This is a genomic window from Haloarcula sp. HT12 (assembly GCF_055271655.1).
On the sequence record NZ_JBUXKW010000009.1, the window covers coordinates 1 to 24,193 of the forward strand.

The window sequence follows — 24,193 nt, forward strand, 5'->3', positions numbered from 1 at the left end:
TCAGCAGAACCCATGTGGGATTGAAGGGAGCGAAACAACGCCACGAACACGCTCGTCGATAAGTTTCAGACGAACCCTTGTGGGATTGAAGCTCGATGAACCCGGCGGAGACGATCCATGAACTGATCGTTTCAGACGAACCCCTATGGGATTGAAGCGACGTCTGGCAGTATACGTATCGCATTTCTCCGTGTTTCAGACGAACCCCTGTGGGATTGAAGCTCTTCGAACTCGCTCTTGGGCATGTTCTCGATCAGGGTTTCAGACGAACCCCTGTGGGATTGAAGCACTGTCTGGCGTGCGTTTAGCTCCTGACTCTCTAAGTTTCAGACGAGCCCCTGTGGGATTGAAGCGCCCAGGCCGTCGCCCGGCAGGCGAACCTGAAGCACGTTTCAGACGAACCCCTGTGGGATTGAAGCGAGCTGGTAATCGTCTACTGGACCGACCAGACACGAGTTTCAGACGAACCCCTGTGGGATTGAAGCAACCTCCGAAACGTCCAGGGTCGAGAATTAGACGAGGGTTTCAGGCGAACCCGTGTGGGATTGAAGCGGCGTTTCTTGCCCGCGTAGTGAGGTTCCTGTAATGCGGTTTCAGACGAACCCATGTGAGATTGAAGCGTTTTCAATGATACCGCGAATGGTGGCGGTTCGGGTTTCAGACGAACCCATCTGGGATTGAAGTTGCTGCATCCCGTTGGACTCGATCACGATCACCGCGTTTCAGACGAACCCACGTGGGATTGAAGCAGTTTTCCGGGGCCTCTGCGAATACCGAGGCGCGGTGTTTCAGACGAACCCTTGTGGGATTGAAACATCGTCATGAAGCTCGGTCCGTTCATCACCGTTGTGGATGCTGGCTTCGATTCCCCAGTACTCGCCGAACGACATAGCTAGAGCTAACAGACCGGGCGATGGCGTGCCCGCAGGCGTGCTGGCAAGCGGTTCAATGAGGGTAGTCAGTCAGCGACAGTACCTCCATCAGTCATCGCCGGCGGTTGCTGACCGCCACCATAGGAGCCCAACGTCGTCTCGCCGCTGTCAGCGAGCTTCGAGTCGCCGTCGGCGTTCGCGAAGCGTCTGATGGTCCGGGCCATATCGGGGTGGTCGATTTCGAGTTCATCCAGATTCAGGCGCAGCACCTGCTGTCTGTCTGGTTTGCCAGTCCCGATCCCGAAGTGCTCAGCAGCTGCTTGCATGACCTCATGCATCGTTGGTCTCGATATCTCGTCGTCGAACACCGCTTCCCGAAGTTCTCGCTCAGGGAGCGTCACGTCCCTTGAAGACGTCGCCATTGCGCGGCGGTGAAGACGACGAGACCCTTGATTGTGCCAAGAGCCAGTTCTGGAGCGCACACACCACCGTTACATGTGAAACGCCTACCGTCGGACACACCACTCTTTCAAGTGAAGCACTCACTGTAACCACACCACGCTTGCAAGTGAAACAGCGACCGTCAGACACACCACTCTTTCACGTGAAGCCGTTGCCCCGCCCGCTACGCACCTTCACTTGAAAGAGTGGAGTCTCCCCTCACCCAACGTTGTTCATAGCGGCAATGTCACGGATTGTGTCGATCTCCGTTGTGAGATGAAGGACATCAGACATCGCCTCAATGGCGCTCGTAAACGGAACATCAAGCTCGTAGTTGTAGTAGTTCCCCCGAGAACCGCTCCGATTTTCGTGGGCTGAGAGGATGCCTAACATCCGAAGGTCTGAGAGGTGGTTATGGAGCGACCGCTGGCCGAGCGCATCAGTTTCAGAGGACTCACAGAGTGACCGATACTCCTCGTAGAGGTCACGGGTCCGACACGGCGTTTCCTCTTTAGCTGCTTTCGAGATGACAGCCAATAGTGCAAGGCGGCCATGCGTCGTCAACTCGCGCATTCCTTCTTCGACCCGCTCTTGTTCGAGTTGTGAGCGAGCATCCTCGATGTGCTCTTCTTTGATCATCTCAGCTTCCCGGTTTTCCGCGATTTCACCACCCAACCGAAGGAGATCAAGCGCCTGCCGGGCACTGCCACTGTCTCTGGCGGCGAGAGCAGCACACAACTGCAACACACCGGTATCGGTTGACCCATCCGTGACAGCGACTTCGACACGTGATTCGAGAATGTTTTTTAGTTCTGTGGCATCGTATGGCGGGAACTGGAGTTCCCGCTCACAGAGTGTGTCCTGGACACGAGGGTCGAGCTGGTCACGAAATTTGAAATCGTTGCTGATGCCAATAACGCCGACCTTTGCCGAGTCGAGATTCCCATTGGCCCTGGCTCGAGGAAGCTCATAGAGCAGCTCATCTCGGTCGCCAATGGAATCGACTTCATCAAGGACGATGAGAATGGTCCCACCGATGGCCTCAAGCTCCTGATAGAGCTTTTTAAACACGGTTTGCTGTGGATACCCGGTCGTACTGATTTCGCCACCGGATGGACGGAGTTCATTGACGAGTTCCACGGCGACCTGATACGAGGAGTTGAGCGTCTTGCAATTGAGCGAAATAATGGAGAGATCGATATCATCGTACGCAGCGACGTCGTCTTGGAGTCGGTCAAGAAGGTAGTCGGTGACGGCTGTTTTCCCGACACCCGTATTGCCGTAGAGAAAGATGTTGTTTGGTTCCCACCCATCGATTACCGGCTGGAGAGCGTTCATATACTCCTCAATTTCTTCATCCCGCTCCTCAATCCGGTCCGGTTGGTAGGACTCCCCCAGGGCGTCTTTGTTCCGGAAGATGTTTTGCTTCCGCTCGAACCGACGCATAGGGAATCTTTCACAAGTGGGATATATAAAACCACCTCTGCATCTGTTTCAAGTGAAGCCACTCACACACACCACTGTTTCGAGTGAAGAACTAGAGTAGAGTATTTACTAGAATAACAGTCCACTGTTTCATCTAAAGCGCTGACACTAGTCTAGTTGGCCAGAATCCCGATTCTGGTGATAACGGTCTGGAGACCTCCATTTTTAGCCGCTTCGTGGTAGTTGGCTGATTGCTGGAATTCTACAGGGTTCCCACCCTTTCCCAGCTTCACGTGAAAGAGTGGTGTGTCTCTCCCCGGGGTCACGCTAACCAACATCCGGCGTCAGCTGGGGAATTTGTTGGTTAGTTATGGCCGTGACTGTGGACTTTCAGGCGCCACTGTCTTGACGGACTATCTGACAGTGTTGTCAGAAGGCGATGGAAGAGGATGTCAGATAGAATCGTTCGTTCTCAGACTTCTTTTCCTACACCTCATAGAGGGAAGGAAAAGGGAAGTCGTTTCACGTCACTCTAACGAAACGAGAACAAGCGTAACTTACGCACCACATTCGTGTGGATTTTATCGCAGGGGTATAGTGGGGAATTCGTTACCGCTCTTGTCGACCACCTCCATCTGACACGCTACTCGCGAGCGTGCTGACAACACTGTCAGAACGCGTCTCAGTCATCCGCGTTCACCGCCGTTGCCTGATTCAGCTGATCGAAGTCCGTCGTGTTTGTCGGCTCTTCGACTGTCTTCTGTTTGTTCTCAGTTTCACTGTCGGTTCTGACATCGGCGTCAGCAGTGTCTGCATTGTGGACGCTAGCTTTCATCTTCCGCTTTGGAACGGTCAGGGTATGTGGTTTCCCGGAACGGAAGTTGATCAGTCCATGGTCGGAGCACTTGTCGATGTCAACGCAGTCCTTGTGGCCGTCACCATCGACGATCGTGAACCGCTGGACATCGCGCATGACACGCCCGGCTGTCTTGGAATAGGACTGTGGCTTGACGCCATCCAGCAGGCCTTCGTCTTCAAGCACCTCCACAGCCTGTTCAGTGTTCATCGTGAACTTCTGTCCGTCTGGCGTGACGTTCTGGTTCGTCTCGCCGCTGGCCTTATTCACGAACCGCTCGTACAGCGCCGCGGCACGTTTCTGTGACTTGCTGAGTGATGCGTCGGCGCCGGAGTTCAGATCAACCATCATCCGGTGCAGCGGGAGCATATTCTCCCGGCTCCTCTCCGAGGCGCCCTGATTCTCAGCAGTTGGCCGGGCGTTCGTAACCGACTCTTTCACCGTCCCGTGCTCCTCAACGAACGGCTCGATGTCGCTTTTTTCGATGTCGGGCTCTGGATTCCCGAACACCAAGCGGTTGAGAGTTTTCCGGCCCGTCTTGTTCGAGGCGATGCTGTTGCCGACTGGCACGCCGCCGACAAACAGGTTCTCGATCTCCTTTGCATCACCCCGATACTCAATGGACTCTTGCTCGGCAACCTCCGTTTCGAGTTCGTCAACGCGCTCGCGAAGCTGTTTGTTCTCCGTTCGTAGTTGTGAAACCTCTTCGATGAGGTCGGCAACAACATCCCGAAGGCCGTTCGGATTCTCGGGCAGTTCGTCGGCAGTAGGTGGAGAGTTGTCGACGCTCATTGGGTACCTCCCGTGTGTGGACCGCTGACTGTGTCGTGGGCGATGCCCTCGAACGTTTCACTCAGCGCGGCGCGATTGGGAGCAATCGCACTGTAGGTAGTCGGCTCGAGCTGGGAACGGTGGCCCCTTCTCAGGTGCGTTGTGTTCTTGTAGTGTCTTCTCTGTCCTGCGACTTGCACGTGCGGTGAGTTAGAACCGCCAGCTGCGTCAGACATTGGTATCCTCCTCGACAAGACTGCGAACGACATCGGCGTTTGACCCGCGAGCGATACTGATACGGTCAGTAGCGACGTTGACCATCTTCTCAGATGACTCGACAAGCACGCGTGCTGGGGCAGCATGCTCGTCGTAGGTGTAGCGCTCGCGAACGATCCCAAGCAACGAGCCACCGCTAAGCCGGTCGACCTTCACAGGCGTGCCGACGTCGGCGGGTTCGTCAGTGCGCGCCTTGCGTTTGGCCGGCGCGCCCTGGCTGGCCTTACTCATTGGTCCACCCTCGCTTGCGAACTTCGCCGAGCGCTTCGAGCAGCACCGCCTCGGCGTCGGCGTCTGCTTCGTCGGCAACGAGATCGGCGACCTCGACGACACGGTCGACGGTGGCGTCGGACTCACTCCCCATCGTCGCCCTCCTGGTCCTCGTCGAAGACGATGCGTTCGAGGCGGGTCAGGCGCTGGTCGATATCGTCTTCGGAGACACTCCCGCCGTCGGTCCTGACGTGCCGGACAGAGCCACCAACAGCGGCGACCGCGTCGGCGTCGGGCCAGCGCTCGTCGAGCGAGCGGCCGTCGACATCGTAGTAGTTGCCGTGGCCGGTGGTCATGCTGACCCTCCTTCCGAGTCTTCCGAGTTGTTGAAGCCGTGTTCTTGAAGCACATCAGCCGGTGACCGACCGGACTGACCGTGGTTGCCGCGCGGGTCCGGTTCGCCGTTCACCTTCGCCGCACAGACACGACAGAGGCCGTAGCGTTCCCGATCGCTTTCGTCGGCGATGCGAAACGCTTCGGAGCCACTCGTGGTGTGGTTGCACAGCGGCTCTGGGTCATCGCGGGTGGACTCTGGTGTTGGGTGGTGGACCTTTGCGTCGTTCCACTGGGACTTCGGCATGATGTAGAACTCATCTTGGTCCATCAGCAGCCACCTCCTCGCCTAGACACGGCGGTCAGCAACTGCCTGGCCTCACGCGTGCGTTTTGTAGACTCATCAGCCTGAGCCAGTGCCAACAGCGCCGAACACGCATCCAAACTCGCTTGGGCGCGAGACCGTTCGTAGCCCGGTTGGGAAAGGACGGTCTGGCAGTACTCAACGACAGCGGCGTCAATGTCGGCGTTGGTCAGCAGGCGTTTCGCGGCTTGGAGGCGGCGCTCCTGTCGGTCCTGTGCGGTATCGTTTTGTGCGGCGAGTCTGTTCGTATTCATTGTCGTTCTACACGACACCGGGTCAGCGGGGCCCCAGCCCCGGTGGCTCGATTTTAGTAGCCTACTACTCCCCGGTAAGTCGCGCATACTCGACGATGTGTCACCAGAAGCACTTAGTGCTTTGCGTCTATTAGTGCGAATGGGCACCAACGAATGATCAAAAGCACCAATAGGAGAAAACAACTCCCCATCGGCGTAAATAAGAGAATGTCGGCCGACAGTGGATGTATGCCACCGGAAGAGCGCCGTGAGGCCGTTCTTGAATTTATGGCAGACCACGGAATAGCGCTGCCACCGAAGGCAATCTTCCGCGGTATGAAGACTGAAATGGGAATTCACTTCAGTTACCGAACTGTACAGACGATTCTCTCTGAACTTGAAGAAAAGGGCTTGGTCGCGCGTGTCAATAAGGCTGCTCTCGATGATGGAGATATAGAGCCAATTCCCAAGGATGAGGCTGGTAGAAGAGCTTATTACATGATTACTATGGACGGCCGCAGGGAAGTCAACGACAATCAGTAGCACAATTCTCTCGCTTATAGACGAAACCACTAAGTGGCCGGAAGCCGTGACTATTGAGTAGGAACAGACGCGCCGCTGGGCGATTTCGTGTCTTCGAGAACACGAGTTGCCCACGCTGTCATCAGCAGCGTAGGCGCGTCGGTTCCTGGAAGAACCATGAGTAAGTCTGCTTCGCCGACTACTAAATCTGTCGGCACGACCGAACCGAATCCACAGGAACGCATTGCCCGCGAACTGCTCACCCAAGGCCGCCCGCTCTTCCTGGGCGTCGACGGTGAAGGCGCGGCCCACTACTGGGACTCGTATGAATTCGCCGTCGCCATCGTTACGATGAACCACCAAGCCGAGAAGGTCCCACTCGCCGAGACGCCCTATGAAACACTCGCAGGGTGGTGCGAGTACACACAGGACGAACGCGGCTGGGCCGTCGGCCCGCACGTCGGCGGCTCCATTGTCGATGATCTCGTCTGGAGGCTGAACGCATGAGCAAGACCGTGCGCTGTACGGTCGAGAACCGCCAGCGGGTCCAGCGGGCCGCCCGAGCGCTCCGCGAGACTGCCCCGACCGCCGTAGTCGAGACGACGGCCCCAGTGCGCTCGGAACACGATGCTTGGACGCTCGACGCCGTACTTCGTGAGACCGAGGGCGTCCCGCCGGAAGTTCTCCGGGAGCTCGCGCTGGCCGGGCTGACGCTCCAACCGACGCCCGCCCAGAACGAGCACCAGCACGTCGTTGCGACGGCCTGAACTGGGTAGCGATACCTCTATCTTTTTGACGATTTGTGTGGCTATTTGGCATGGGTTGCGATGGTCTCCGAGACTACTCCTGACAGCTCGCGACCCCGCGCCGGGACCTGGTGAGGCAGGTCCCACGACAGCCCGAGTATGTATCTGTGGCTGACGGGCGAGTTGTATGTAAACCCCCCTTGTACTTCCGGGAGGTACTGAGTAGTGCGAGAATAAGCGTCTTTGACTCGTCTTGCTCTGGAAGATCGAGATGGGACCGCTATGTCGTTCAGGTGTTTGAGTGGCTGTCAGGGCGATACTCTGGCGGCGTGTGATAGGGTGTAATAAAGATAGCTTGTACTTCTGGGGTGGTGAGTCGCTAACCAACACTCGGTGGCAGTAGTGGGTCAGTGTTGGTTAGTCAGAGGGGTGGCGTAGGACAGTTCAACAGGCAGTTACTTTCAGAACTATTGCTGGTGAATTGGCTGGTCAGTAGGCCTGCGTACTGATGGTTGTGTTTCCTGATGTTTAATTGACGCCCCCATCTCCGCACAACAGGGATTCGGCATGTTCTGAAATAGAAATAATTGCTAATCGACACTGAACCGATTCAACTAGAGCGTATTGTTATTTGATTCTATCCAAGTTGCATCGGAGATCGGCAACAAGGGCCCTCAGATTTTCATAGGATAGGTCGGAAATTTGCTCTACGACCTCGCCTTTTTTATTACTATTATTTCCATCAGAAATATAGGTGGTAATAGATACTTACCATGATTACTCGAGGTATTACAAATACAAACCCACAATGTAAAACCACTGTCATCATGTCAAGCAATACCAGACAGGAGGCGGAGATCGAATGGGACTGATAACGTCACTACTGTTTGCAATATTTGATCTTATATGGTTCGTAATCACTCTCCCGTTTAAAATCATAGGTGCAATACTTGGAATCGGTGGCGCGTCTTGTCCAAGGTGTGGAAGTAAAAATGTGAGCAAAATGAGGAATGGTGGAGGTGTCTGTGGCGATTGCGGGTATAGAGAAGGCTGATTAGGGTGGACAATGGAGAAAGAACCCGAAGACGACATCAAAGATACGAGTATATCCACAATTGAAAGCTCAGAGGCCTCAAATGAAAATCAGGAGGTGATTGAGAGTGCCAAAACAGTAAAAAATGAAATAAAAAAAGTGTCTGAAGATCCCATTGAACGCAATCCAATTACAAGGGCTGACGACGTAAACACGGAAGTAGCCCATCTCAGGCGTGTGAGCCGTTTTTTAGACAATTCGATAAAAGTGCCGGGAACTAACTATCGTTTTGGCGCTGATCCAATAATCGGAGCACTTCCCATAGCCGGAGATACTGTTTCTTCAATTTTCTCTTTGTATATATTATATAAAGCATACCTTTTGGGTATAAGTAGAGGGACAGTGGCGAGAATGACGATAAATATAGTCATTGATACTGTAGTCGGGATTATGCCTGTGGTTGGAGATCTTACTGATTTTGCTTGGAAAGCAAACAAGCGAAATGTTGATTTATTAGAGAAAAGAGGGAATGAGTTGGGAGCAAGCAGTCGTGATAAATGGTTTGCAATCGCATTTGTAATATCCCCAATATTGTTAGCGCTCATGAGTATTATTCTTATGTTCGGAGCGCTCGTGGTCGTCTTCTAATATATTCGGTTATTTGATGAAACAGGCTGTCGATAGGATGCACTGACCGAACGCTTATTTCACTCATACTGTAACTAGACCTATGGCCAGTTCGACGCGCGATGGAGATGTCCATGAGGACGAAATTCGGATGTGGCGCGAGGGAGACTCGTGGGTAATCACGGATGTCGAAACCGGCGTCACCACACAGGGCGAGACTCGTCAGGAAGCTCTGGACATGCTCGACGACGCGGTTGCGGGCTACAAGGGTGAGCGCGGTCACGAACCGACCGATGAGGAACTCCGAGAGCTGGGTGTTGACCCCGAAGATAACACGACTGGAGATGGCGAACTGCCCGAGTTCATGCAGTAAATGGCTCGGGGTACGTTTTCTGGCAAAGATGTCGTGAAGGTCCTGGTAAATGTCGGCGGTTTCGAGTGGCGTCGGACGACCGGTGACCATGCCCAACTCTACTACCAGCACCCGAGCAACGAGAGCGACCGACGGCACGCCACCGTCCCGCTGCACGACGAACTCAAAACGGGAACGCTCCGAAGTATCGCCGACGATGCCGGCGCGAACGATTTCGAGGCGTTCTGTGAGTGGATCGACCGCAATTCGTAGGCGAGCCACGTCGTCGATGCCGGCGGCGAGTACCTGGAGTCGGACTTGTAGAAGCCACCGAGTTGGCGGAAAGCCCGATCCGAACCCAGGAGTTATAGTATATTTGACCTGACTGAACCGAAAGCAACGCTTTTGCTGCGTCACACGGCACCACTTGGTAATGAGTCGGGACGGAGTAGAAAATGAAGCTCTCAAATCGGCCCGTCGGATGTATGATCGACAGCTGGAGGAACTCGACCAGATCGATGACAGTGCACTACGGATTCTAAGAACGAACATCATCATTCTTGGATTTGTTGCTGCAGCGCTCACCGCGGGCGGGCCAGATGCCGTCTCTGACCTCCGATTGACTACGGTTGCTTTCGGGTATTTTGGCTGTGCCGGTCTCGTCGCCTCTGCATTCGTTTCCGTCGGGACATTCGTTGTGACAGAGTACCCGAACGAAGTTCGGACAGAGGAGTTGCGAGCAGCGCCGTTTCTAGAAGAAGATGAATTTAAACACTCCGCAGTCAAGTCGCTTCGAGAAGCTATTCTGGAGGTGCGGCTGGAAGTAATCCGAAACGGAAACCAACTCAGTGCATCTCTAATGGCATTTCTACTGGGGACTGTGTGCCTAGTCGCTGCGACGCTGATTGCTATCCTTACCAACTCGTACGGCTTTTCACAGACTTCCGCACTGGCTGTGGCTGGAGTTGTTGTTATTAGCCTTGTTTTAGCGGTTGGAACTTTGGGAAAGTTCTTTAACCGGTAGGATGATATTCTCTGTTGATGACCGATTCCCCGGAAGAATCTGTAAACCGGACATACCACTCTTCGGCAGGGTGGCGCAGATTCTTCTCGCTGTTTGGTATCCGCTCTGCCCGAATGCAGCGAGAGCGGTCCGACGATAACTGACTCTGTTTTTTTCCTCATCAACACCGGTCGCGAGTACCTGGAGTCGGAGCGCTGACGGTACACTTCGATAACGGGGCGTCCGATAGTCGATACCACGTCGCTTTTGAGAGACTACTGCCAGTCTGTGCATGGGTTGCGGTTGCTCCTGACATCGTCCGCTGACGGACCGCGACCCCGCGCCGGGGCCTGGTGAGGCAGGTCCCATGACAGCGCGAGGTTGTCTACTGCCGCATACAGTGCTTACCGACGGGTAGGAGGCTATTAAGACCCCCTTGCATTTCCGCGAGAAACAGATGCTGTGTTATCTGATAGCCGTTTCAATGAGGGACTTTTTACCCACACCCCTCAAACCAGTTTTTCGAGAAAGCGTGCAGGAGACAGACTATGTTAACGATTTTGACCTGCCGTATGTTCGTCTCCGAGTCCATATCGAGACAGCCAATGGGGACGTCGAGAAGTTTACTATCCAACTCGAATACAATCTTGCACTCGTCGGTCCCGGGAAAAACGACTGGGGACCGTTAGCTCGATTCGACCACAATCCACATTCAAAACGCGGTCACGATATCACTAAAGAGGGTCTACATTTGGATTTGATAGACCCTGACGGGACGAAATATAAGGTCCGGCGTGGTTTCCCGAGCAAACCCATCAACGACTATCCGAAACACTGTGAGCTGTATCTCTTAGACAAGTCTCGGCGATTGACTCTCGATTTCGAACGCAGAAACAACCTCTCTGGAAAGTACTACTCGCCCTGATTACCACTCGTCTTCGGGGACCGTCTCCAGGTCGTCAAGGTCAGGGAAGTCGTGGTCATCGGCTTCGAATTCGGACACAGGCCTGCCCGTCATCTCCGCCAAAACTTCAGAGACGGACTCAGTCCGGTGCTCAGGTTCGTTAGGTTCTGTTTTTGCCATATTCGGTCCTATACCCGTTTGCGTACATACTTACTTAGTTACCTACCGACACAAAGTATTGACGGGCCTTATCCACCCCGTTTTAACATCTGAAAGGGTCGTACTCACTGATTTCAGTTCCACAGCATTCCACACGTCCAGTAGGGCCACTGGACAGGCAATGGTCTATCTCGCTGGCGCTTCGATATCCAAGTTCGACGAGACGACGCTGTCGCAAACTCGGTACTCCCTATGCCGATTTGCTCCGAGGACCTCAATCAGGTCGTACGCTTCCAACTTCGCAAGCTTGTTCCGTCGCGCTCGTTCCCCGATCGGCGTCTGTTCGGTACTTCGATACAGGGACTCGGCTGTCCTCTCGTAGGTGTCGTGCAGTTCCGATGAGGTCAGCGGCCCATGTCGCCGTACGAGTTCGTAGACCACATGATGATGAAACGGCAGCGACGCGAGATGTTCCTCGCGGAGTCGCTGGTCCGCCCGGTCAAGTGAATCGTCGATATCCTCGCTACGAATCTCGCGATGGCGACGGTCCTGTGCCAGCTCGGCGGCGGCCCGCAGCGCGAAGATTGCTCGCCGGGCTTTCCCAGCAGTCATATCGGCGAGTGTTCGCAGCTGGTCCTCGTCGATCACGCCGGGCTCGAGGCCGACCTGCCGTCGTTCCTCAAGGATATCCGCGAGTTCGTCGACGCCGTAGGTCCCTAGTTCGACGATGTTGCCGACGAACCGATGCCGAATCGAGTCGTCGACGTGCGAGAGCCAGCCGTCATCATCGTGGCAGACGACGACCATCGAGAGTCCGTCGACGTCGGCAAGCCGACCCAGTGCATCAGTGAACGGGAGATCGTCGGCCTCGTCGAGGACAACAATGGTCGGCTCGTCGACGCGCTCCTGGAGCTCAAGACAGAGATCTTCGCGAGGCATCGTCGAGTGCGGATTGGGTCCCGGAAGGTCTTCGAGGACGGCACGGACGATGCCGGCCGTCGACCTGCCCAGACAGCCGATACGAGCGTGTTGTACGGCGGTGCGCTGTGTGAGGTGATTGAGTGCGTACCGAGCGAGAATCGTCTTGCCGACGCCTTGAGGACCGTGAATCAACACATCATCAGCCTGCTGACCGCGGACTGCCGGCTCAAACGCATTCGTCACGAAGTCCATCTCGGCTTCGCGATGGCGGAGACGACGAGGAAAATACGTGTCGTCAAAAACCTGCGTTTTTGTTATCATTCTGTCTTGGCTGAGGATATACGACTATTTAAATGGACCTTGTATTTCCGGGAGATGTCCTACTCAGTGGACCAGACTACGAGTGGACCATCACTGCCAAATCCGCTTTCGGATAACCCAATAAATACGTTATCGCCGGTTACAGCGCTATCGACCTCGTAGACTAACCAGCCAGATGGTTCTTCGTTGAGTCCAGTTCGTTGACTATCGTATTTATTCCCTTGAACGTCACCTTGGATTCGTCTACTGGTGATTAAGTCAGACTGGTAGCTGTGGTTATCGCCAATAGCGGAGAATCTATTTCGTTCCGGATAGCTATCATTATTGTCTTCAACAGTTATCTTAGAATAAAGCCATTTGTCTTCAGAAACTGCCTCGCGTCTAGAAAATTCCTCGGAATAGGATTCATAAACCTGTAGATTATTCCCGGTCGATAATTGGTCAACAGAAATTGTTGCTCCGGTGGAAGGATCGGTAAATGATTCGCCAAGAGATAACTGTACTGGGATAATTCTCGTAGTAATAGTCTGGGTGCTTCCGTTATGGAGTAGTTCTACGGAAAATTCAGATCGGTCTGTGGTCAGTTCAACATCGTACTGGCGTGTGAATGTAGCACTATCCCCTCCAGAGATATCCAGCGTTATCTCTTCCGATTCACCATAGTCCATCGTAGAGTCAGATAGTAAGGCCCGGTAAGTACCGTCGGACTGCCCATTGTTTTTTACCGTAAGGGTGATTTCAAATTCACCCCCACGCTCTGTCTCAGAGGGAATATCGAAGGATTCTATCTCAAACTGTGGCGCTTCGGAGAGTTGTTGAAGTTGAGCTTCGTTCAGAGACCACGTAACACGTCGGTTCGGGGCCTCTGATGAAAGCTCGTTATTTTCCCAGACGATACTAAGAGACTCCGAGGTTGGGGAGACCTCTGACCGAAGCCACCCAGATGTGGTATCGCCTGGCTGAAGATCGTCTGGATACTCAGTGACGGGGAGAGAGTCGTCAGCAGCCCCTGAAGTGTATGTATTATATCTTGAATTGCCGTCAAAAATTCCAAATGCATCGGGCGCACTTATTGTCGAATCGCCCGTATTGTTGAAATGCATTTGAACAAATAAGAACATGCTATCGTCCTCGGCAGATATCAAGTCACCTCCTTGTTCAAAATAACTCGGGGTAGCGATAACAGACTCTGGGTTAACTTCTAAGCCATCTGAAGTAGTGAAGGAGTCCTCGAATCCAATTTCAATGGGTTCGACCGAGACAGTGTGTGATGCTCCATATTCTGTCAGTCGGAATTCTAACTCTGTCGGCCGGTCAAATTCCAGTGGACCAATCTCAGAACTTTTGGTCTCCGACACTTCTACGTTCTGGATTTTTACATTCTCGTCAACAGAAAATAGGCTTTGACCCACAGTGAGTGTCGATGTGAACGTACCCTCTCGTCCGCCTGTATTCTGAGCAGTTAGCTCTAGTGTGAATTCTTCCCCAACACCAACCTGTTCTGGACCATCAATCTCTACATTCTCGAAATATGGAGGTCCGCTCCGCACCGCCGCTTTGAGAGAATTGCAACCAGCTAATCCAGTTATCCCCGCCGCTGCGAGGAACTTTCGTCTGTCCATGGTAAGTAAGCGATAATCACTATCAAAATAACTTTCGACAATTCTGAGATAAAGAGTTAGTAAATTCCGAGGATCTCACCGTCGATAAGACATGCAGGGCGACCCATTAGTGCGAATTCCGTGCCACCCGAACCCGGTTGTAGAGCCACCAGTAACGGGAGAGAGCCCGATGGCTGAGATACAGTGCTGTCCCGAGCCCGTACAGCGCCAGCGCCGTCGTCAGAGACAGCGCCGTGGTCTCGAAGTAGCTGAGTCCATAGACAAACCACATCTGGACAGAGAGGAATCCCAGCAGGACCAGCGGCCACGCGCTGAGGGTCAACCGCCCAAGCCGTCGCAGCAGGTCGACAGCCGTCCAGACGACAGAGCCAGCGACCTCGAGGAGGTCATCGACCTCGATACCGTCGGACTCATTCGCATCGTTGATGGCGTGTCCCAGCGCCACAGCGTTCCGGTGTCCGTTTTGGAGCTGTGGAACGGGCCACTCGTCGTCGAACTCCCACTCCTCCTGGTCGTCAATGTCCAGGCCCTCGAGCATCACCTGACGATCAGTGCTCATAGACCCACCTCCCCAGCGTCGAGATCGTCAGCACTCCCGAGCGCTGCATTGCTCTGGGGAGCGATGCCGATGTCAGCCAGCGAGCGCTCGATGAGCGGCGTGACGAACTCGATATCGGTCATCTCGACTGTCTCGGACAGCCGCATTCGGGCCGATGCCTCAGCCAGCCGGTAACAGGCATCGAGCTTCCGAGCGGTCACCGGCAGGGGCGGGCCGTCGTAGTCGCGGCCGTCATCTTCCATTGCCGACGTATAGCGGTCCGGCAGCGTGGTTTTCAGTTCTGTGTACCAGTCCTTCATCCGCTGTTTCACTGCATCGGTCGCGACCGGCTCGTACTCCTGGCGAGCGTGTGCGATATAGGACTGGAACAGCTCCGGGTCTAACTTCGGTTCGACGAGCGACGCCAGTTCCTCGGGGAGGTCCTCGTCGTGCTGGAGACGAGCTGCGGCATCGCGGCCTTCGACCATGATGTTCGCCACGTTCCGGATTTTGTCCTCCTTGTAGCGCTCGCGAACAGTGAATATCAGGTCGAAGCGAGACAGCAGCGGACTCTCGAGGTCGACCTGCGCGGCGAACTCTTTGGTCGGGTCGAAGTGGCCGCCCGTCGGGTTCCCGGCCGCGAGGACAGCCGTCTTCGCCGGCAGCGTCGCGTTCTTGTCGGCCTTGCTGACGTGGACCTCTTGCGCCTCGAGGGCAGTGTGCATCGCCTGGAGGTCGGAGTTGTCACCTTTATCGAGTTCGTCGATAGCGGCGATACCTCCCGATGCCCGGACCAGAGTGCCTGCCTCAATCGTCCACTGTCCGTCTCCGAAATCGTCCTTGTTCAGCGCCGCGGTCAGGCCCGCGCCCGACGAGCCCGTGCCATCGGTCAGGGCCGCCCGTGGCGCGACCTCGTACACCGCGCGCAGGAGGACGGACTTGCCCACGCCCGGGTCTCCGATGAGATAGATGTGAGAGTCGCCGCGGTGGTAGTTCCCGTCAGGAGACGTTTTCGACCAGCCGCCGAACATCTGCAGTAGCAGCGCTCGCTTTTCCTGTGGGTAGCCAGCGACGCCCGGAGCAAACGCCTTCTGGAGTCGCTCCCGCGGGTTGTCGCTCGCGATGTCTTTGATGTCCTCGAGGTGGCTTCCGATCTCGACATCGCCGTAGACATCGTCCTCCGGGATGACGTTGTTCGCGACCAGCGTCTGGTCGAAGTTGACCGTCCCGTACTCGTCGACGGGAACGAATCGGCCGACGAGGGTCACCCGCGAGCCGCCGGTAATCGCCTCGTCGCCAGCGAGGTCGCCGTTGACGTGAAAGTCGATTGTCTCAGACTCGCCGTGTGCGTCTTCTGGCGGTTTCTGCAGCCGGACCTTCTGGTAGTCTGTCCACTCGCTCCGACCGGTCTCAAGCGAGAAACCGGGCCGCATCTGTGGGTTGTGTGACGGGCACTGGTCAGCACTACACTCGTCAGGTCGCTCCCGCCCGCCGAACGGTGGTTGTGGGACCCGGATAAGTGCGCCACAGTAGACGCACTTATAGGCCGCCTCAGCAATCGCGGGCTGGACTTCCGTGCGCTTGGTAATCTGGCCGTCCAGGGCCATGAGACGGTTGATATAGTTGGATGGGGAGTATCCCGCAACCGGGTGCGTGTGCTCGTCCGGGAGGTTCTCCAGCCGGACGGTGGCGCGGGCGAGCACGGGACCGTCGATATCCGGGACATCGTACTTCCGCAGCGCCTCCTCGAGATCGGGAAGCGATTGCTCGGGTCGAGACAGCAGGTCATCAGCCAGACCCGCGTCGACCTCCGATATCGCCTGCCAGTCGACCTCGAGGACACGTCGGTCTGGATACGCCTGCGCTAAGTCGATGATATCCTCGTGGGCAACCTCAAACAGGACCTCAGTCGCTCTGTCGGTCCGCATCAGATTGCCTCCCGGAGTAGGTCAACGACAGGAGACCAGTCGTACCCAGCGACCAGCTCGTAGTAGTGCCGGGCAGCATCGAGATTAATCGACGTGATTCCCAGCAGCGACAGCATCGCCAGCGCGATGGCGACGTACTTGATGTGGGCGAGCCCGTTCGACGCCGTCGACCCGGCGTGGACGGCCTTACTCGCCGGTCGGAACAGCGTCCCCAGTTTGCTCGCGAAGCCTGCGATTGCCAGCAGTGCGACGATGGCCGCGACCGAGACGCCCTGGATACCGACGAGACTGACGAGTTCCTTGAGGACAGTCCCGGTGAGACTCACAGCCACCCACCTCCGCCGTCATCCGATGAGTCTTGCGAGTCGTTCGACGAGACCTGTCCCGCAATCTCGACAACCGTGTCCGGCGTCGACGCCTCCTCGTTTTTCCGCTGTTGTCGCATGTAGAGCCACGCCGCCACGCCGATCACGCCGAGAACCCCTGCCAGCGGGAGCGTCGCCGACAGTGCCGTTTGGATTGGCTCCGTGATAGCCATCGGGTTCAGCAGCAGGATCGACAGGAACGCCCCGACTCCGATTGCCAGCCAGACGAGCGGCCGCCGGTAGACTGGCTTCGAGGACCGCCGCTTCCGGTACTCCGTGTAGCCCACGGACAGAATCAGGAGCCCGATGAAGATACCGGAGATAGCCATCGGCGAGAGGGCCGGCTGGACCTGCTGGACGGTCTGCTGGGACTCAGCCCAAAAGCCGCCACCGCCGCCACCGCCCCCGTCGCCACCGCTGTCGTCGATGCGGAACTCGATTAGTTCGCTCGAGTCGTCGTCGCTCAGCGTCAGCGGCGATGAGGCCGTCCCGGAATCGAGGACGGTCTCGCGGGAGACCGACCAGAGAATGTAGTCCGTGTCATCCTTCGCGTTGATGTGGGTGAAATCGACCTCGTCGTCGACTTTCTCGCCCTCGCTGACGCGGAACTCGGGTTCCGTCGACGACGGATCGACAACCTCTATCTCAACATCGCCGTTGCTCGGCATCGCCTCGATGGGGATCGTCGAAACGCGGGTCGAGCTCCCGCCGTCAGCATTGGGCAGATGGAGCCGCTGGTAGCCCGTGTCGTCGATAACGGAGTAGGACTCAGCGTTCCAGCTCTCGTTGTACGTATAGTGGACCTGTTGCCAGTTCTTGTGTTCTGGCACCTCGATGTATGACGAGTCTGACCAAGAGTTGATTTGGATCTGACTATCCAGCTTTTGTCCGGGTTCCGAGGGTTCAGTGACAGTGATATCGGCGTTATTGACGTTCACCTTCCGTGCGCTGGATCGGACATCAACCGTATCCCCAGCTGCGACGCTGCCGAGTTGGACCGTGAGCTCGCCATCGGAAAGCGAGTAGTCTGACGAGGACACGCTGGACCATGTGCCATCGTTGACGCGCATCTCGACGGTGGTCACGCCGTAGACCGTATCGGCGAACGGGATCGTCAGCGCTGCGTTGTCCCGGTTACTTGAGTACTGATGCGAGACGTTGTACCGCTCAGTCCACTGTTCGGCGGTGTAGGTCGTTGTGACGCGGTCAGCGGCGTCGTGACTGTAGTCCAGGCCGACCTGTGGCGTCGGAGCGTCAGATGACAGCGACCCATCGCCGACCGTGACGTTCACCGTGTTGGTTCCAGATTCGAGCCAGGCCGGGTCAACTGAGAGAGATTCAGTTGTCCCATCCGGGAGCGTACCGCTGTAGCTCGTCGTCTGGCCGTTCACCGTCACTGTCGGGTCGACCGTCTGGGTCCCCTCCTTGCCGGCAACAGTCACATCAATACTGCCACCAGAGCCACTATTGGAAAAGTCCAGTGTCGACGCCGTCGAGAGGTCGAAGCCGGTGGATTTGGTCTCACCGTCCGCGAACGCACCAAAATCCGTCGTGGCCCCCGAGTCGGTATCGGTGACAGACACATCCGGCTGTTGGGCATAAACCATCGACACATCAGGAGCGACATAATTATTCCCGGAGGTGGTACTTGTCAACCGGGCGCTATCGATGCTATCATCATATTCTAGATAGACACCATCGTTACTGCCGTCATAGTCTCCCTGAGTCGTGACAATCTCGACAGTGAGGGTCTCTCCCTCCGAGACATCTACCGGAGTATCAAGGTCGATTGTCCCCCAATTCCCCGTGCTAGAAGGGTCCCAATCACTCTTGACTAATGTCCCCTCTCCGTATGTCCTGTCAGTTTTCTCTCTGACGATGTACACATCCATGAGGACAGTCCCGGAGACGCCCGAAACGACGTTCATCTGGATTTCGCGGAGTTCTCCGCTTTCGTCCGCAGTCCACTGAATCTCACTCTTTATTTCATCGTCGCCGCTGTCGCCGTAAATTCCCACATTATTTTCATTTGATCCGTCGCCCTCTTGCTCGTCAATCGTTACCGTCGTTGTGTGTCCCGTGACGGTCAGTTTCGGTTCTCCGCTTGCGGGCCCAGTCGGTTCGAGGTCCCCAGCCAGCGCCGGGTCAAAAGTCCCCGACGGAGACATTCCGGCCGATGAGGCGTTATCCCACTCGCGGTGGGTCGTCCCAGTCACGTCGACCGTGAAATTCCCAGCCGAATCGAGATCGGAGATGTCATACTGGTACTGCGTGCCATCGGCTGCCGGATTACCATTCAGCTGAACTTCGCCGCTCCAAGTCACGTCGTTCTCCTGTGCGAGGACCGGCATCGCAACAGCACTTGTCACAATTAGAACTGTTAGCAACAGGGACAGGGCCCGCCGGCCGGGCCCCCCTCCAATCGCGGGGGGTGTGTAGTCTGAGCAGAGGCTACGCGCGCGTGCGACTGGCATCAGGTTTCTAACCAGTTCGCCGATATCTCGGCTCACGCCCCCACCCCCTCCTGTCCGCTTCCTGAGGTGTCTGGAAGCGAATCAGATGGAATCCGAGCGACAACCAGTTCCTCGCCATCAGCATTTCGCATCCGGACCTCCCGGTGACGATCTCCGTCGACGAGACCGTCAACGAACTCCAGGTCCCCCACTGGGGAGGTCAGCTCCTCCCCGATCTCCCCGTCCTTGAGGTTGACGTAGCCATCGCCCGGGTCTTTGACGTACAGCCGGTGGGCAGTCTGGTTCTCCCACTCGCCGAATACGGAGTCGTCGTACTCGAGCTCGGGTTCTGGCTCGTCGACGCCGTCGGGCGTCGGCTTCTCGTCGGGTTCGCTGAGACGGATGACGAGTTTCTTTCCGCTAAACTCCCCTGTCGAGACATCAGCCCAGCGAAAGAGCGTGTTCTCGTTCTCGGTGAAACACAGCCCGATCCCATCCTCAACGTCTCGATGCGACATCAGCTCAAGATCGTTGGGCATGTCGACGCCGTCGAATCCGGGGGGATACGTTGACCGGACGCCTTCTTTCGGGTTTGGCTTCCCGTCTGGCATCCATATCCATCTTCCAAATTCCTTGAGAATATCGGCTTTCACGTTCTCTTTCCGATGGATTCCCATCAGAATCGAGAGTCCAGCACGCCTCGAGTCGGCGATGCAACTGCGAGCGACTTCCACTTTATCGTAGAGACGATGCTGGTCCTGTCGAGCCCGCTGTGGCATCAGGTCTCCGCCCTCGTCGAACGAGAAAGTCATCCATTTGTAGTACGCCGAGTAGTCGACCGCTGCGACGAGGAACATGAACCACCAGTGCGAGGTCGGCGTTGGCTGGACACCGTCTTTATTGCGAGCTTCCCACGCTGGGATGTACGGCAGCTCGTCGAACTGACCTCGCGAGGTCTCGCGAGAGAGGTCCGTACAACCCTGGAACGACGGGTCCGGATAGACGACGTTGAACGTCCCTGCGGGCCCACTCGATAACTTTTCCAGAAGGTCCAGCACGCTCTCATAGTAGACCACATCGCGAACGAGGTCCTCGAGGTCATCCACCTCACAGATTGGCTCGCCGCTGCTGATGTCCTCATCCTCGTCCATCCAAATCGCGTCTATCGAGGCGTGTTCTGGCAGGTAGAGCGTTGTCCACTTCCGGAGGTCCAGCCACTCAGACCGCTCTGGACTGCCCCGCCAGACGCTGAACTCGCCCTCAACATAGCCGTCGTCGTTGACTGATGCGTTCTCGTTCAGGATTCGGATGTTCGCCTCTCGAAGCAACGTCGACTTGCCCGAGCCACGACGGCCCCGGATGACGGCAACCTCGCCACCAGGGTCGTTCGTCGATCTGGTCGGGTCCCGCTCGTGAATGAGCAGATTGGGATAACACATCCGAGCCCGTGGATTTTGCTTATATTCCTCTTCCTCGTTGACCTCCGGGACACCGAAACAGCGTCGCATCTCGTAGGCGTCCGTCTGCCACCGCTCCGGAGGTTTATAATTGCGACAGCTCTGCATCGTCCGCTCACCCCAGTCGTTTCCTCGGGGTGCAGTCCCGCCGTTGTTTTTGGGACTTTCCGTGAACTCAGATTCGTCGTTGTGATGTTTAGAACTCATAGTTAGTGTGGCACATGACCGCGGTCGTTCTCACTCTCTTCGGGCTGTTCCATCGACCGCGACGCGACCTTCGAGGCCGACCGGTTGAAGCCAGGAAAGAGATACTTCGCAGCCCACGTCTCGCGATGAAACTGAGCGACGCCGTGGGCGGGCCCGCACAGCCATTCTCGCATCTGCACGTCGAAGTACGCCGCTCGGATGACATCTTGCCCGATCTCGGCGTAGGTCGCCCGGATAGCGTTCTGTCCCCACTGGATGAAGTGGTCCGGGTCCTCGAACCCATCCAGAAGCACGTTCAGCGCCTCTCGCTGCCGGTTCGCCAGCGTCCCGAGACTCGGCCGCATCCCCGGGTGTTGGTTCTCCGGGTCGACGGCCGACAGATCGACATCCTCGTCTTGGTAGTCGTGAAACTCCGCCGCTGACCACCGGAACTCTCGAGCGGACGCGTGAAGCGCACCGACGATGTCTTTCGCCGCGATGTCTCGCCGGAACTCGAGCAGCCAGTCCTCGTCGACGCCCTCGTCTCGCAACGGGCCCCACGGCCGGCCGATGAACGCACTCACGACGGTCGGGTCGGTCACCTGCTGCCGGAACCAGCCGTCCCCCAGCTGGCCCAGCGTGTGTACCGACAGCTCTTGCATCCACCGCAGGATGTCCGCCCGCGTCTCGAGGTCGCCATCGAGGAGTTCGTCCAGGAGGTCTCGCTGTTGCGTCGTCAGCGCTCGCAGCGCCGGCCGGTCGTCTTCGGGAGCGTCTGCGACCGGTCGCGTGTCCGTGCCCGTCATAGCTGCTGCCTCCCGAGGACTTCGACCGCACCGAGTACAGCCAGCATCGGCAGGAGCGGAACGGCTTCGGCTGCCCCAGACAGCTGGGTGGCCGTCACCTCAAAGCCAACGTCGACGAACTCAGCAGGGTGTCCAATGAGCCAGTCGATATCAATCATCATCGGCTGGCACCTCCCGCTGCCCGTTCTCAGCGTGGTTGTCCGGCTGGTATTCTGGTTCTGGGCCGACGTATTCCTCGGTGACAGCGGACGCCTGTGAGCGGGCTCCGCGGTCCTCGAGGCTCTTCTCTTCGGCCCGGTTCCGTCCCTTCTCGGCCTTGATTTCCTCGTACATCGTCTGCCAGGACTTCGCGTCACCGAGCTTCGCCGCGTGCTGCAGCATCGTCCCGACAGCCGTGTGGTAGTGCAACGGCGCGAGGTCCAGCTTCATGTAGCCCTTGTCGGGCTTTGCGACGCCGAACGCGAACACGAGGAAGCCGCTGAGCGCCAGCCCCAGCAGGCCGTTCGTGAACAAGAGCGCGCCACCAATCCAACCGGCAGCCAGCGCGCCGATCCCGATGACGTAGGGCTTGATGTTCGTCTCCCAGCGCGTGACTGTCTGACCGTCCTCGGTCTCAACCGTCTCGCGGGAGATCGGGGCCGGGATGTTGAGACTGTGGCCCTCGGGCTGGTGTTCGATGGGCTGGTCTGATTCGGGGTCCAGCAGGTACGCCTCTTCGTAGGGTCCGCCGTCGACTTCGACGCGAGTGAGCGGATTGCCGTCGTACTCGACATCAGACCGTGCGCCCCGGGCCCGTGCGAGAAACGCCCGTGCGCCGTTGCTGACCGTCGCACGCCCTTCGTCGTGGCGAACCATCCGTGTCGGGACGATATCCATCTTCAGCACGCCCTGTGCGCTGTCATCCTCAGCTCCGCCCGGGACCGCGTCGGTATCCTCGAGCTCGTCCCCGCCGTCGGCCGCGAGGTCGGACCCGACCTCATCGTTGTCCACCTGCTTGCCCGGGTCCTGGACCTCATCGAGGCTGAAGCGAATCGCCGCAGCGAGGTACGTGTTATCGCCGAACCACTCCGCCACGACGATCCCGAGGAATATCCCGACCGGGACGGCTATCAAGAACGGTCTCAGTACGAACATCTCGACGAGAGATTCCCACATCAGAACGAGTCCAATGAGGCCAGCCAAACCGAGTATGACCCACACCAGCAGCGAGATATTCGGCGATGCCAGCGCTTTCTCGATGAGCTTCCGGACGCCGAAGAGCGTCACCAGCGTTACCAGCACCGTGATGCCCACGAGACCGAACGCGTAGACCGTCCGACGGCCTTGGCTCGTGGCAGGAAGGACCTCATAGGCGTTGTTTGAGGCGTGGGTGAACCGCCAGCGGTTCGCGTCTGCATCCGCTAGACAGCTCTCCTCGTCGTCGGCTTCCTGGACGCAAATCGTCGTCTCGTAGTTCTCATCGTAGTGCGGCCGCAGCGGGATGACCTGTTCGTCCCGCCCATCGGACATCCGATAGGTCCGGGTCACCGTCGAGATGTTCGTTGCGTAGGTGACCTCCCTCGTCTGGTTGCCCTCTTCGACAACCCGACTTTCAGGCTGCCAGTACGCGATTTTCAGCGTGTAGTTCTTGTCCTCGATGGAAACATCCTCAGTCGTTCGCGGCCGGTTTGTCGCGAACTTGATTTTGTTTCGTTTCACCGTGGCGTCAGAGGACATGAACGACCACAGCGGCGACTGGTCGCCCTCGAAGGGTAGTGCCCACAGTTCCGTCGGGAGCGTCTGCAGACCGTACTCACTGTATGCATCGGCTGCCCTGACTCCCTGTGGGGCGTTCGCGCTTGGTCGCTCTCCGCGCGGGTTTAGTTGCTGGAACGTGAGATTGGTGGCGTCCTTCTCCGGAGCGTTTTGAGTCACAGCATCGCGGAACTCATCAACCGATGGCATGGTCGCGTTCAGCTCCGCGTTCGTCGCTCCGATGCCCTGCCGGACCCACGTCCGCGCCGCGCGATACTCGTTGACCGTCAGCTGGTCCGGGCCCTCCGAGGAGACCCAGTGGCCGATCTCCTGTATCTCCGCTGGAGAGGCTTCGGCCGGCTGCGTGTTCTTGACCGTCCGCATGACCTCCGCTTTTGAGAGGTCCGACGAGGTCGTGCTCGAGCCCGAGTCACCGGTCGGTCTGTCTGGCACGTCGACGCCGAGTGACTGTGAGTCGACGGCGTCCTGGAGCCAGCCACGAACCCGCAGATACTCTGCCTGTGATAACTCCGCTTCGCCGTTTGCTTCGAGCCAACTGGCTACCTCCCGGACTGTGTCCGGGTGTGCGTTAGCAGGCTCGGTCTCTGCAATCGTCTCTAAGACCGCCTGTCGTGAATCGACCTGGTCACTGTTGTCTGCCGCCGCCGGGGGGACGGCAACGACGCTGGCGACGGCCAACATGACCAGCACGATACGACTGTAGCTCACCATAGA

General features: G+C 57.1%; 26 protein-coding genes. 8 read left to right on the plus strand and 18 right to left on the minus strand.

Annotated features, from left to right (window positions below; genetic code table 11):
• Window positions 1-958 precede the first annotated feature (958 nt).
• From ACY9XZ_RS21380 to ACY9XZ_RS21415, 8 genes are all read right to left on the minus strand, one after another.
• Complete coding sequence (locus ACY9XZ_RS21380) at window positions 959-1,294, minus strand: hypothetical protein (RefSeq protein WP_463458939.1); 336 nt, start codon at window positions 1,292-1,294, stop codon at window positions 959-961.
• Window positions 1,295-1,532: 238 nt separating this feature from the next.
• Window positions 1,533-2,759, minus strand: a complete 1,227-nt coding sequence (locus tag ACY9XZ_RS21385) for an orc1/cdc6 family replication initiation protein (protein WP_420182881.1) — start codon at window positions 2,757-2,759, stop codon at window positions 1,533-1,535.
• 661 nt (window positions 2,760-3,420) lie between these two features.
• Window positions 3,421-4,386, minus strand: a complete 966-nt coding sequence (locus ACY9XZ_RS21390) for a hypothetical protein (protein ID WP_463458940.1) — start codon at window positions 4,384-4,386, stop codon at window positions 3,421-3,423.
• Window positions 4,387-4,593: 207 nt separating this feature from the next.
• The gene (locus ACY9XZ_RS21395; RefSeq protein ID WP_463458941.1) at window positions 4,594-4,872 is read right to left on the minus strand and encodes a hypothetical protein; all 279 of its coding nucleotides are present in this window, start codon (window positions 4,870-4,872) and stop codon (window positions 4,594-4,596) included.
• Window positions 4,865-5,005: a hypothetical protein gene (locus ACY9XZ_RS21400; protein ID WP_463458942.1), complete on the minus strand. Its 141-nt coding sequence runs from the start codon at window positions 5,003-5,005 to the stop codon at window positions 4,865-4,867. Before ACY9XZ_RS21400 ends, ACY9XZ_RS21395 begins: the two co-directional genes overlap by 8 nt.
• Window positions 4,995-5,207, minus strand: coding sequence for a hypothetical protein (locus ACY9XZ_RS21405; RefSeq protein ID WP_463458943.1), 213 nt, complete (start codon window positions 5,205-5,207; stop codon window positions 4,995-4,997). The genes ACY9XZ_RS21400 and ACY9XZ_RS21405 overlap by 11 nt, the downstream gene beginning before the upstream one ends.
• Window positions 5,204-5,515 (minus strand): hypothetical protein, encoded by a 312-nt coding sequence (locus ACY9XZ_RS21410; RefSeq protein WP_463458944.1) that lies wholly within the window; start codon window positions 5,513-5,515, stop codon window positions 5,204-5,206. Before ACY9XZ_RS21410 ends, ACY9XZ_RS21405 begins: the two co-directional genes overlap by 4 nt.
• Window positions 5,515-5,802: a hypothetical protein gene (locus ACY9XZ_RS21415; RefSeq protein ID WP_463458945.1), complete on the minus strand. Its 288-nt coding sequence runs from the start codon at window positions 5,800-5,802 to the stop codon at window positions 5,515-5,517. The genes ACY9XZ_RS21410 and ACY9XZ_RS21415 overlap by 1 nt, the downstream gene beginning before the upstream one ends.
• A 228-nt stretch (window positions 5,803-6,030) precedes the next feature.
• On the opposite strand from ACY9XZ_RS21415, the gene ACY9XZ_RS21420 reads away from it, so the two are divergent.
• The 8 genes from ACY9XZ_RS21420 to ACY9XZ_RS21455 all read left to right on the plus strand — a co-directional run bounded on the left by ACY9XZ_RS21420 (window position 6,031) and on the right by ACY9XZ_RS21455 (window position 10,989).
• Window positions 6,031-6,324 (plus strand): hypothetical protein, encoded by a 294-nt coding sequence (locus ACY9XZ_RS21420; RefSeq protein WP_463458946.1) that lies wholly within the window; start codon window positions 6,031-6,033, stop codon window positions 6,322-6,324.
• Window positions 6,325-6,480: 156 nt separating this feature from the next.
• On the plus strand, window positions 6,481-6,810 hold the full coding sequence (locus tag ACY9XZ_RS21425; protein WP_463458947.1) for a hypothetical protein: 330 nt from the start codon (window positions 6,481-6,483) through the stop codon (window positions 6,808-6,810).
• On the plus strand, window positions 6,807-7,070 hold the full coding sequence (locus ACY9XZ_RS21430; protein WP_463458948.1) for a hypothetical protein: 264 nt from the start codon (window positions 6,807-6,809) through the stop codon (window positions 7,068-7,070). Before ACY9XZ_RS21425 ends, ACY9XZ_RS21430 begins: the two co-directional genes overlap by 4 nt.
• 1,045 nt (window positions 7,071-8,115) lie before the next feature.
• On the plus strand, window positions 8,116-8,730 hold the full coding sequence (locus ACY9XZ_RS21435) for a DUF4112 domain-containing protein (RefSeq protein WP_463458949.1): 615 nt from the start codon (window positions 8,116-8,118) through the stop codon (window positions 8,728-8,730).
• An 82-nt stretch (window positions 8,731-8,812) separates the two neighbouring features.
• Window positions 8,813-9,082: a type II toxin-antitoxin system HicB family antitoxin gene (locus tag ACY9XZ_RS21440; protein WP_463458950.1), complete on the plus strand. Its 270-nt coding sequence runs from the start codon at window positions 8,813-8,815 to the stop codon at window positions 9,080-9,082.
• A complete protein-coding gene (locus tag ACY9XZ_RS21445) occupies window positions 9,083-9,334 on the plus strand; it encodes a type II toxin-antitoxin system HicA family toxin (RefSeq protein WP_463458951.1) in 252 nt (83 codons plus the stop codon).
• 160 nt (window positions 9,335-9,494) lie between these two features.
• The gene (locus ACY9XZ_RS21450; protein ID WP_463458952.1) at window positions 9,495-10,085 is read left to right on the plus strand and encodes a hypothetical protein; all 591 of its coding nucleotides are present in this window, start codon (window positions 9,495-9,497) and stop codon (window positions 10,083-10,085) included.
• 463 nt (window positions 10,086-10,548) lie between these two features.
• On the plus strand, window positions 10,549-10,989 hold the full coding sequence (locus ACY9XZ_RS21455) for a DUF7718 family protein (RefSeq protein ID WP_463459009.1): 441 nt from the start codon (window positions 10,549-10,551) through the stop codon (window positions 10,987-10,989).
• Window positions 10,990-11,313: 324 nt separating this feature from the next.
• On the opposite strand, the gene ACY9XZ_RS21460 is transcribed toward ACY9XZ_RS21455, so the two are convergent.
• The 10 genes from ACY9XZ_RS21460 to ACY9XZ_RS21505 all read right to left on the minus strand — a co-directional run bounded on the left by ACY9XZ_RS21460 (window position 11,314) and on the right by ACY9XZ_RS21505 (window position 24,190).
• Window positions 11,314-12,369, minus strand: a complete 1,056-nt coding sequence (locus ACY9XZ_RS21460) for a Cdc6/Cdc18 family protein (RefSeq protein WP_463458953.1) — start codon at window positions 12,367-12,369, stop codon at window positions 11,314-11,316.
• Window positions 12,370-12,428: 59 nt separating this feature from the next.
• The gene (locus ACY9XZ_RS21465; RefSeq protein ID WP_463458954.1) at window positions 12,429-13,991 is read right to left on the minus strand and encodes a DUF4352 domain-containing protein; all 1,563 of its coding nucleotides are present in this window, start codon (window positions 13,989-13,991) and stop codon (window positions 12,429-12,431) included.
• Window positions 13,992-14,097: 106 nt separating this feature from the next.
• On the minus strand, window positions 14,098-14,550 hold the full coding sequence (locus ACY9XZ_RS21470; RefSeq protein WP_463458955.1) for a hypothetical protein: 453 nt from the start codon (window positions 14,548-14,550) through the stop codon (window positions 14,098-14,100).
• On the minus strand, window positions 14,547-16,457 hold the full coding sequence (locus ACY9XZ_RS21475; RefSeq protein ID WP_463458956.1) for an ATP-binding protein: 1,911 nt from the start codon (window positions 16,455-16,457) through the stop codon (window positions 14,547-14,549). Before ACY9XZ_RS21475 ends, ACY9XZ_RS21470 begins: the two co-directional genes overlap by 4 nt.
• Complete coding sequence (locus ACY9XZ_RS21480; protein ID WP_463458957.1) at window positions 16,457-16,783, minus strand: hypothetical protein; 327 nt, start codon at window positions 16,781-16,783, stop codon at window positions 16,457-16,459. Before ACY9XZ_RS21480 ends, ACY9XZ_RS21475 begins: the two co-directional genes overlap by 1 nt.
• Window positions 16,780-19,173, minus strand: coding sequence for a hypothetical protein (locus ACY9XZ_RS21485; protein ID WP_463458958.1), 2,394 nt, complete (start codon window positions 19,171-19,173; stop codon window positions 16,780-16,782). The genes ACY9XZ_RS21480 and ACY9XZ_RS21485 overlap by 4 nt, the downstream gene beginning before the upstream one ends.
• A gap of 155 nt (window positions 19,174-19,328) precedes the next feature.
• Window positions 19,329-20,840 (minus strand): hypothetical protein, encoded by a 1,512-nt coding sequence (locus ACY9XZ_RS21490; RefSeq protein ID WP_463458959.1) that lies wholly within the window; start codon window positions 20,838-20,840, stop codon window positions 19,329-19,331.
• Between the two features lie 101 nt (window positions 20,841-20,941).
• Window positions 20,942-21,724: a hypothetical protein gene (locus ACY9XZ_RS21495; protein WP_463458960.1), complete on the minus strand. Its 783-nt coding sequence runs from the start codon at window positions 21,722-21,724 to the stop codon at window positions 20,942-20,944.
• The gene (locus ACY9XZ_RS21500) at window positions 21,721-21,885 is read right to left on the minus strand and encodes a hypothetical protein (protein WP_463458961.1); all 165 of its coding nucleotides are present in this window, start codon (window positions 21,883-21,885) and stop codon (window positions 21,721-21,723) included. Before ACY9XZ_RS21500 ends, ACY9XZ_RS21495 begins: the two co-directional genes overlap by 4 nt.
• The gene (locus ACY9XZ_RS21505; RefSeq protein WP_463458962.1) at window positions 21,875-24,190 is read right to left on the minus strand and encodes a hypothetical protein; all 2,316 of its coding nucleotides are present in this window, start codon (window positions 24,188-24,190) and stop codon (window positions 21,875-21,877) included. Before ACY9XZ_RS21505 ends, ACY9XZ_RS21500 begins: the two co-directional genes overlap by 11 nt.
• Window positions 24,191-24,193: the final 3 nt, after the last annotated feature.

Coding starts and splice junctions, on each gene's coding strand:
- ACY9XZ_RS21430 (WP_463458948.1), top strand. CDS start 6,807: ATGAGCAAGACCGTGCGCTGTACGGTCGAGAACCGCCAGCGGGTCCAG.
- ACY9XZ_RS21395 (WP_463458941.1), bottom strand. CDS start 4,872: ATGAGTAAGGCCAGCCAGGGCGCGCCGGCCAAACGCAAGGCGCGCACT.
- ACY9XZ_RS21410 (WP_463458944.1), bottom strand. CDS start 5,515: ATGGACCAAGATGAGTTCTACATCATGCCGAAGTCCCAGTGGAACGAC.
- ACY9XZ_RS21505 (WP_463458962.1), bottom strand. CDS start 24,190: ATGGTGAGCTACAGTCGTATCGTGCTGGTCATGTTGGCCGTCGCCAGC.
- ACY9XZ_RS21465 (WP_463458954.1), bottom strand. CDS start 13,991: ATGGACAGACGAAAGTTCCTCGCAGCGGCGGGGATAACTGGATTAGCT.
- ACY9XZ_RS21500 (WP_463458961.1), bottom strand. CDS start 21,885: ATGATGATTGATATCGACTGGCTCATTGGACACCCTGCTGAGTTCGTC.
- ACY9XZ_RS21470 (WP_463458955.1), bottom strand. CDS start 14,550: ATGAGCACTGATCGTCAGGTGATGCTCGAGGGCCTGGACATTGACGAC.
- ACY9XZ_RS21450 (WP_463458952.1), top strand. CDS start 9,495: ATGAGTCGGGACGGAGTAGAAAATGAAGCTCTCAAATCGGCCCGTCGG.
- ACY9XZ_RS21385 (WP_420182881.1), bottom strand. CDS start 2,759: ATGCGTCGGTTCGAGCGGAAGCAAAACATCTTCCGGAACAAAGACGCC.
- ACY9XZ_RS21400 (WP_463458942.1), bottom strand. CDS start 5,005: ATGGGGAGTGAGTCCGACGCCACCGTCGACCGTGTCGTCGAGGTCGCC.
- ACY9XZ_RS21495 (WP_463458960.1), bottom strand. CDS start 21,724: ATGACGGGCACGGACACGCGACCGGTCGCAGACGCTCCCGAAGACGAC.
- ACY9XZ_RS21420 (WP_463458946.1), top strand. CDS start 6,031: ATGCCACCGGAAGAGCGCCGTGAGGCCGTTCTTGAATTTATGGCAGAC.
- ACY9XZ_RS21485 (WP_463458958.1), bottom strand. CDS start 19,173: ATGCCGGTCCTCGCACAGGAGAACGACGTGACTTGGAGCGGCGAAGTT.
- ACY9XZ_RS21440 (WP_463458950.1), top strand. CDS start 8,813: ATGGCCAGTTCGACGCGCGATGGAGATGTCCATGAGGACGAAATTCGG.
- ACY9XZ_RS21445 (WP_463458951.1), top strand. CDS start 9,083: ATGGCTCGGGGTACGTTTTCTGGCAAAGATGTCGTGAAGGTCCTGGTA.
- ACY9XZ_RS21425 (WP_463458947.1), top strand. CDS start 6,481: ATGAGTAAGTCTGCTTCGCCGACTACTAAATCTGTCGGCACGACCGAA.
- ACY9XZ_RS21455 (WP_463459009.1), top strand. CDS start 10,549: ATGAGGGACTTTTTACCCACACCCCTCAAACCAGTTTTTCGAGAAAGC.
- ACY9XZ_RS21380 (WP_463458939.1), bottom strand. CDS start 1,294: ATGGCGACGTCTTCAAGGGACGTGACGCTCCCTGAGCGAGAACTTCGG.
- ACY9XZ_RS21490 (WP_463458959.1), bottom strand. CDS start 20,840: ATGCAGAGCTGTCGCAATTATAAACCTCCGGAGCGGTGGCAGACGGAC.
- ACY9XZ_RS21475 (WP_463458956.1), bottom strand. CDS start 16,457: ATGCGGACCGACAGAGCGACTGAGGTCCTGTTTGAGGTTGCCCACGAG.
- ACY9XZ_RS21415 (WP_463458945.1), bottom strand. CDS start 5,802: ATGAATACGAACAGACTCGCCGCACAAAACGATACCGCACAGGACCGA.
- ACY9XZ_RS21405 (WP_463458943.1), bottom strand. CDS start 5,207: ATGACCACCGGCCACGGCAACTACTACGATGTCGACGGCCGCTCGCTC.
- ACY9XZ_RS21435 (WP_463458949.1), top strand. CDS start 8,116: ATGGAGAAAGAACCCGAAGACGACATCAAAGATACGAGTATATCCACA.
- ACY9XZ_RS21390 (WP_463458940.1), bottom strand. CDS start 4,386: ATGAGCGTCGACAACTCTCCACCTACTGCCGACGAACTGCCCGAGAAT.
- ACY9XZ_RS21460 (WP_463458953.1), bottom strand. CDS start 12,369: ATGATAACAAAAACGCAGGTTTTTGACGACACGTATTTTCCTCGTCGT.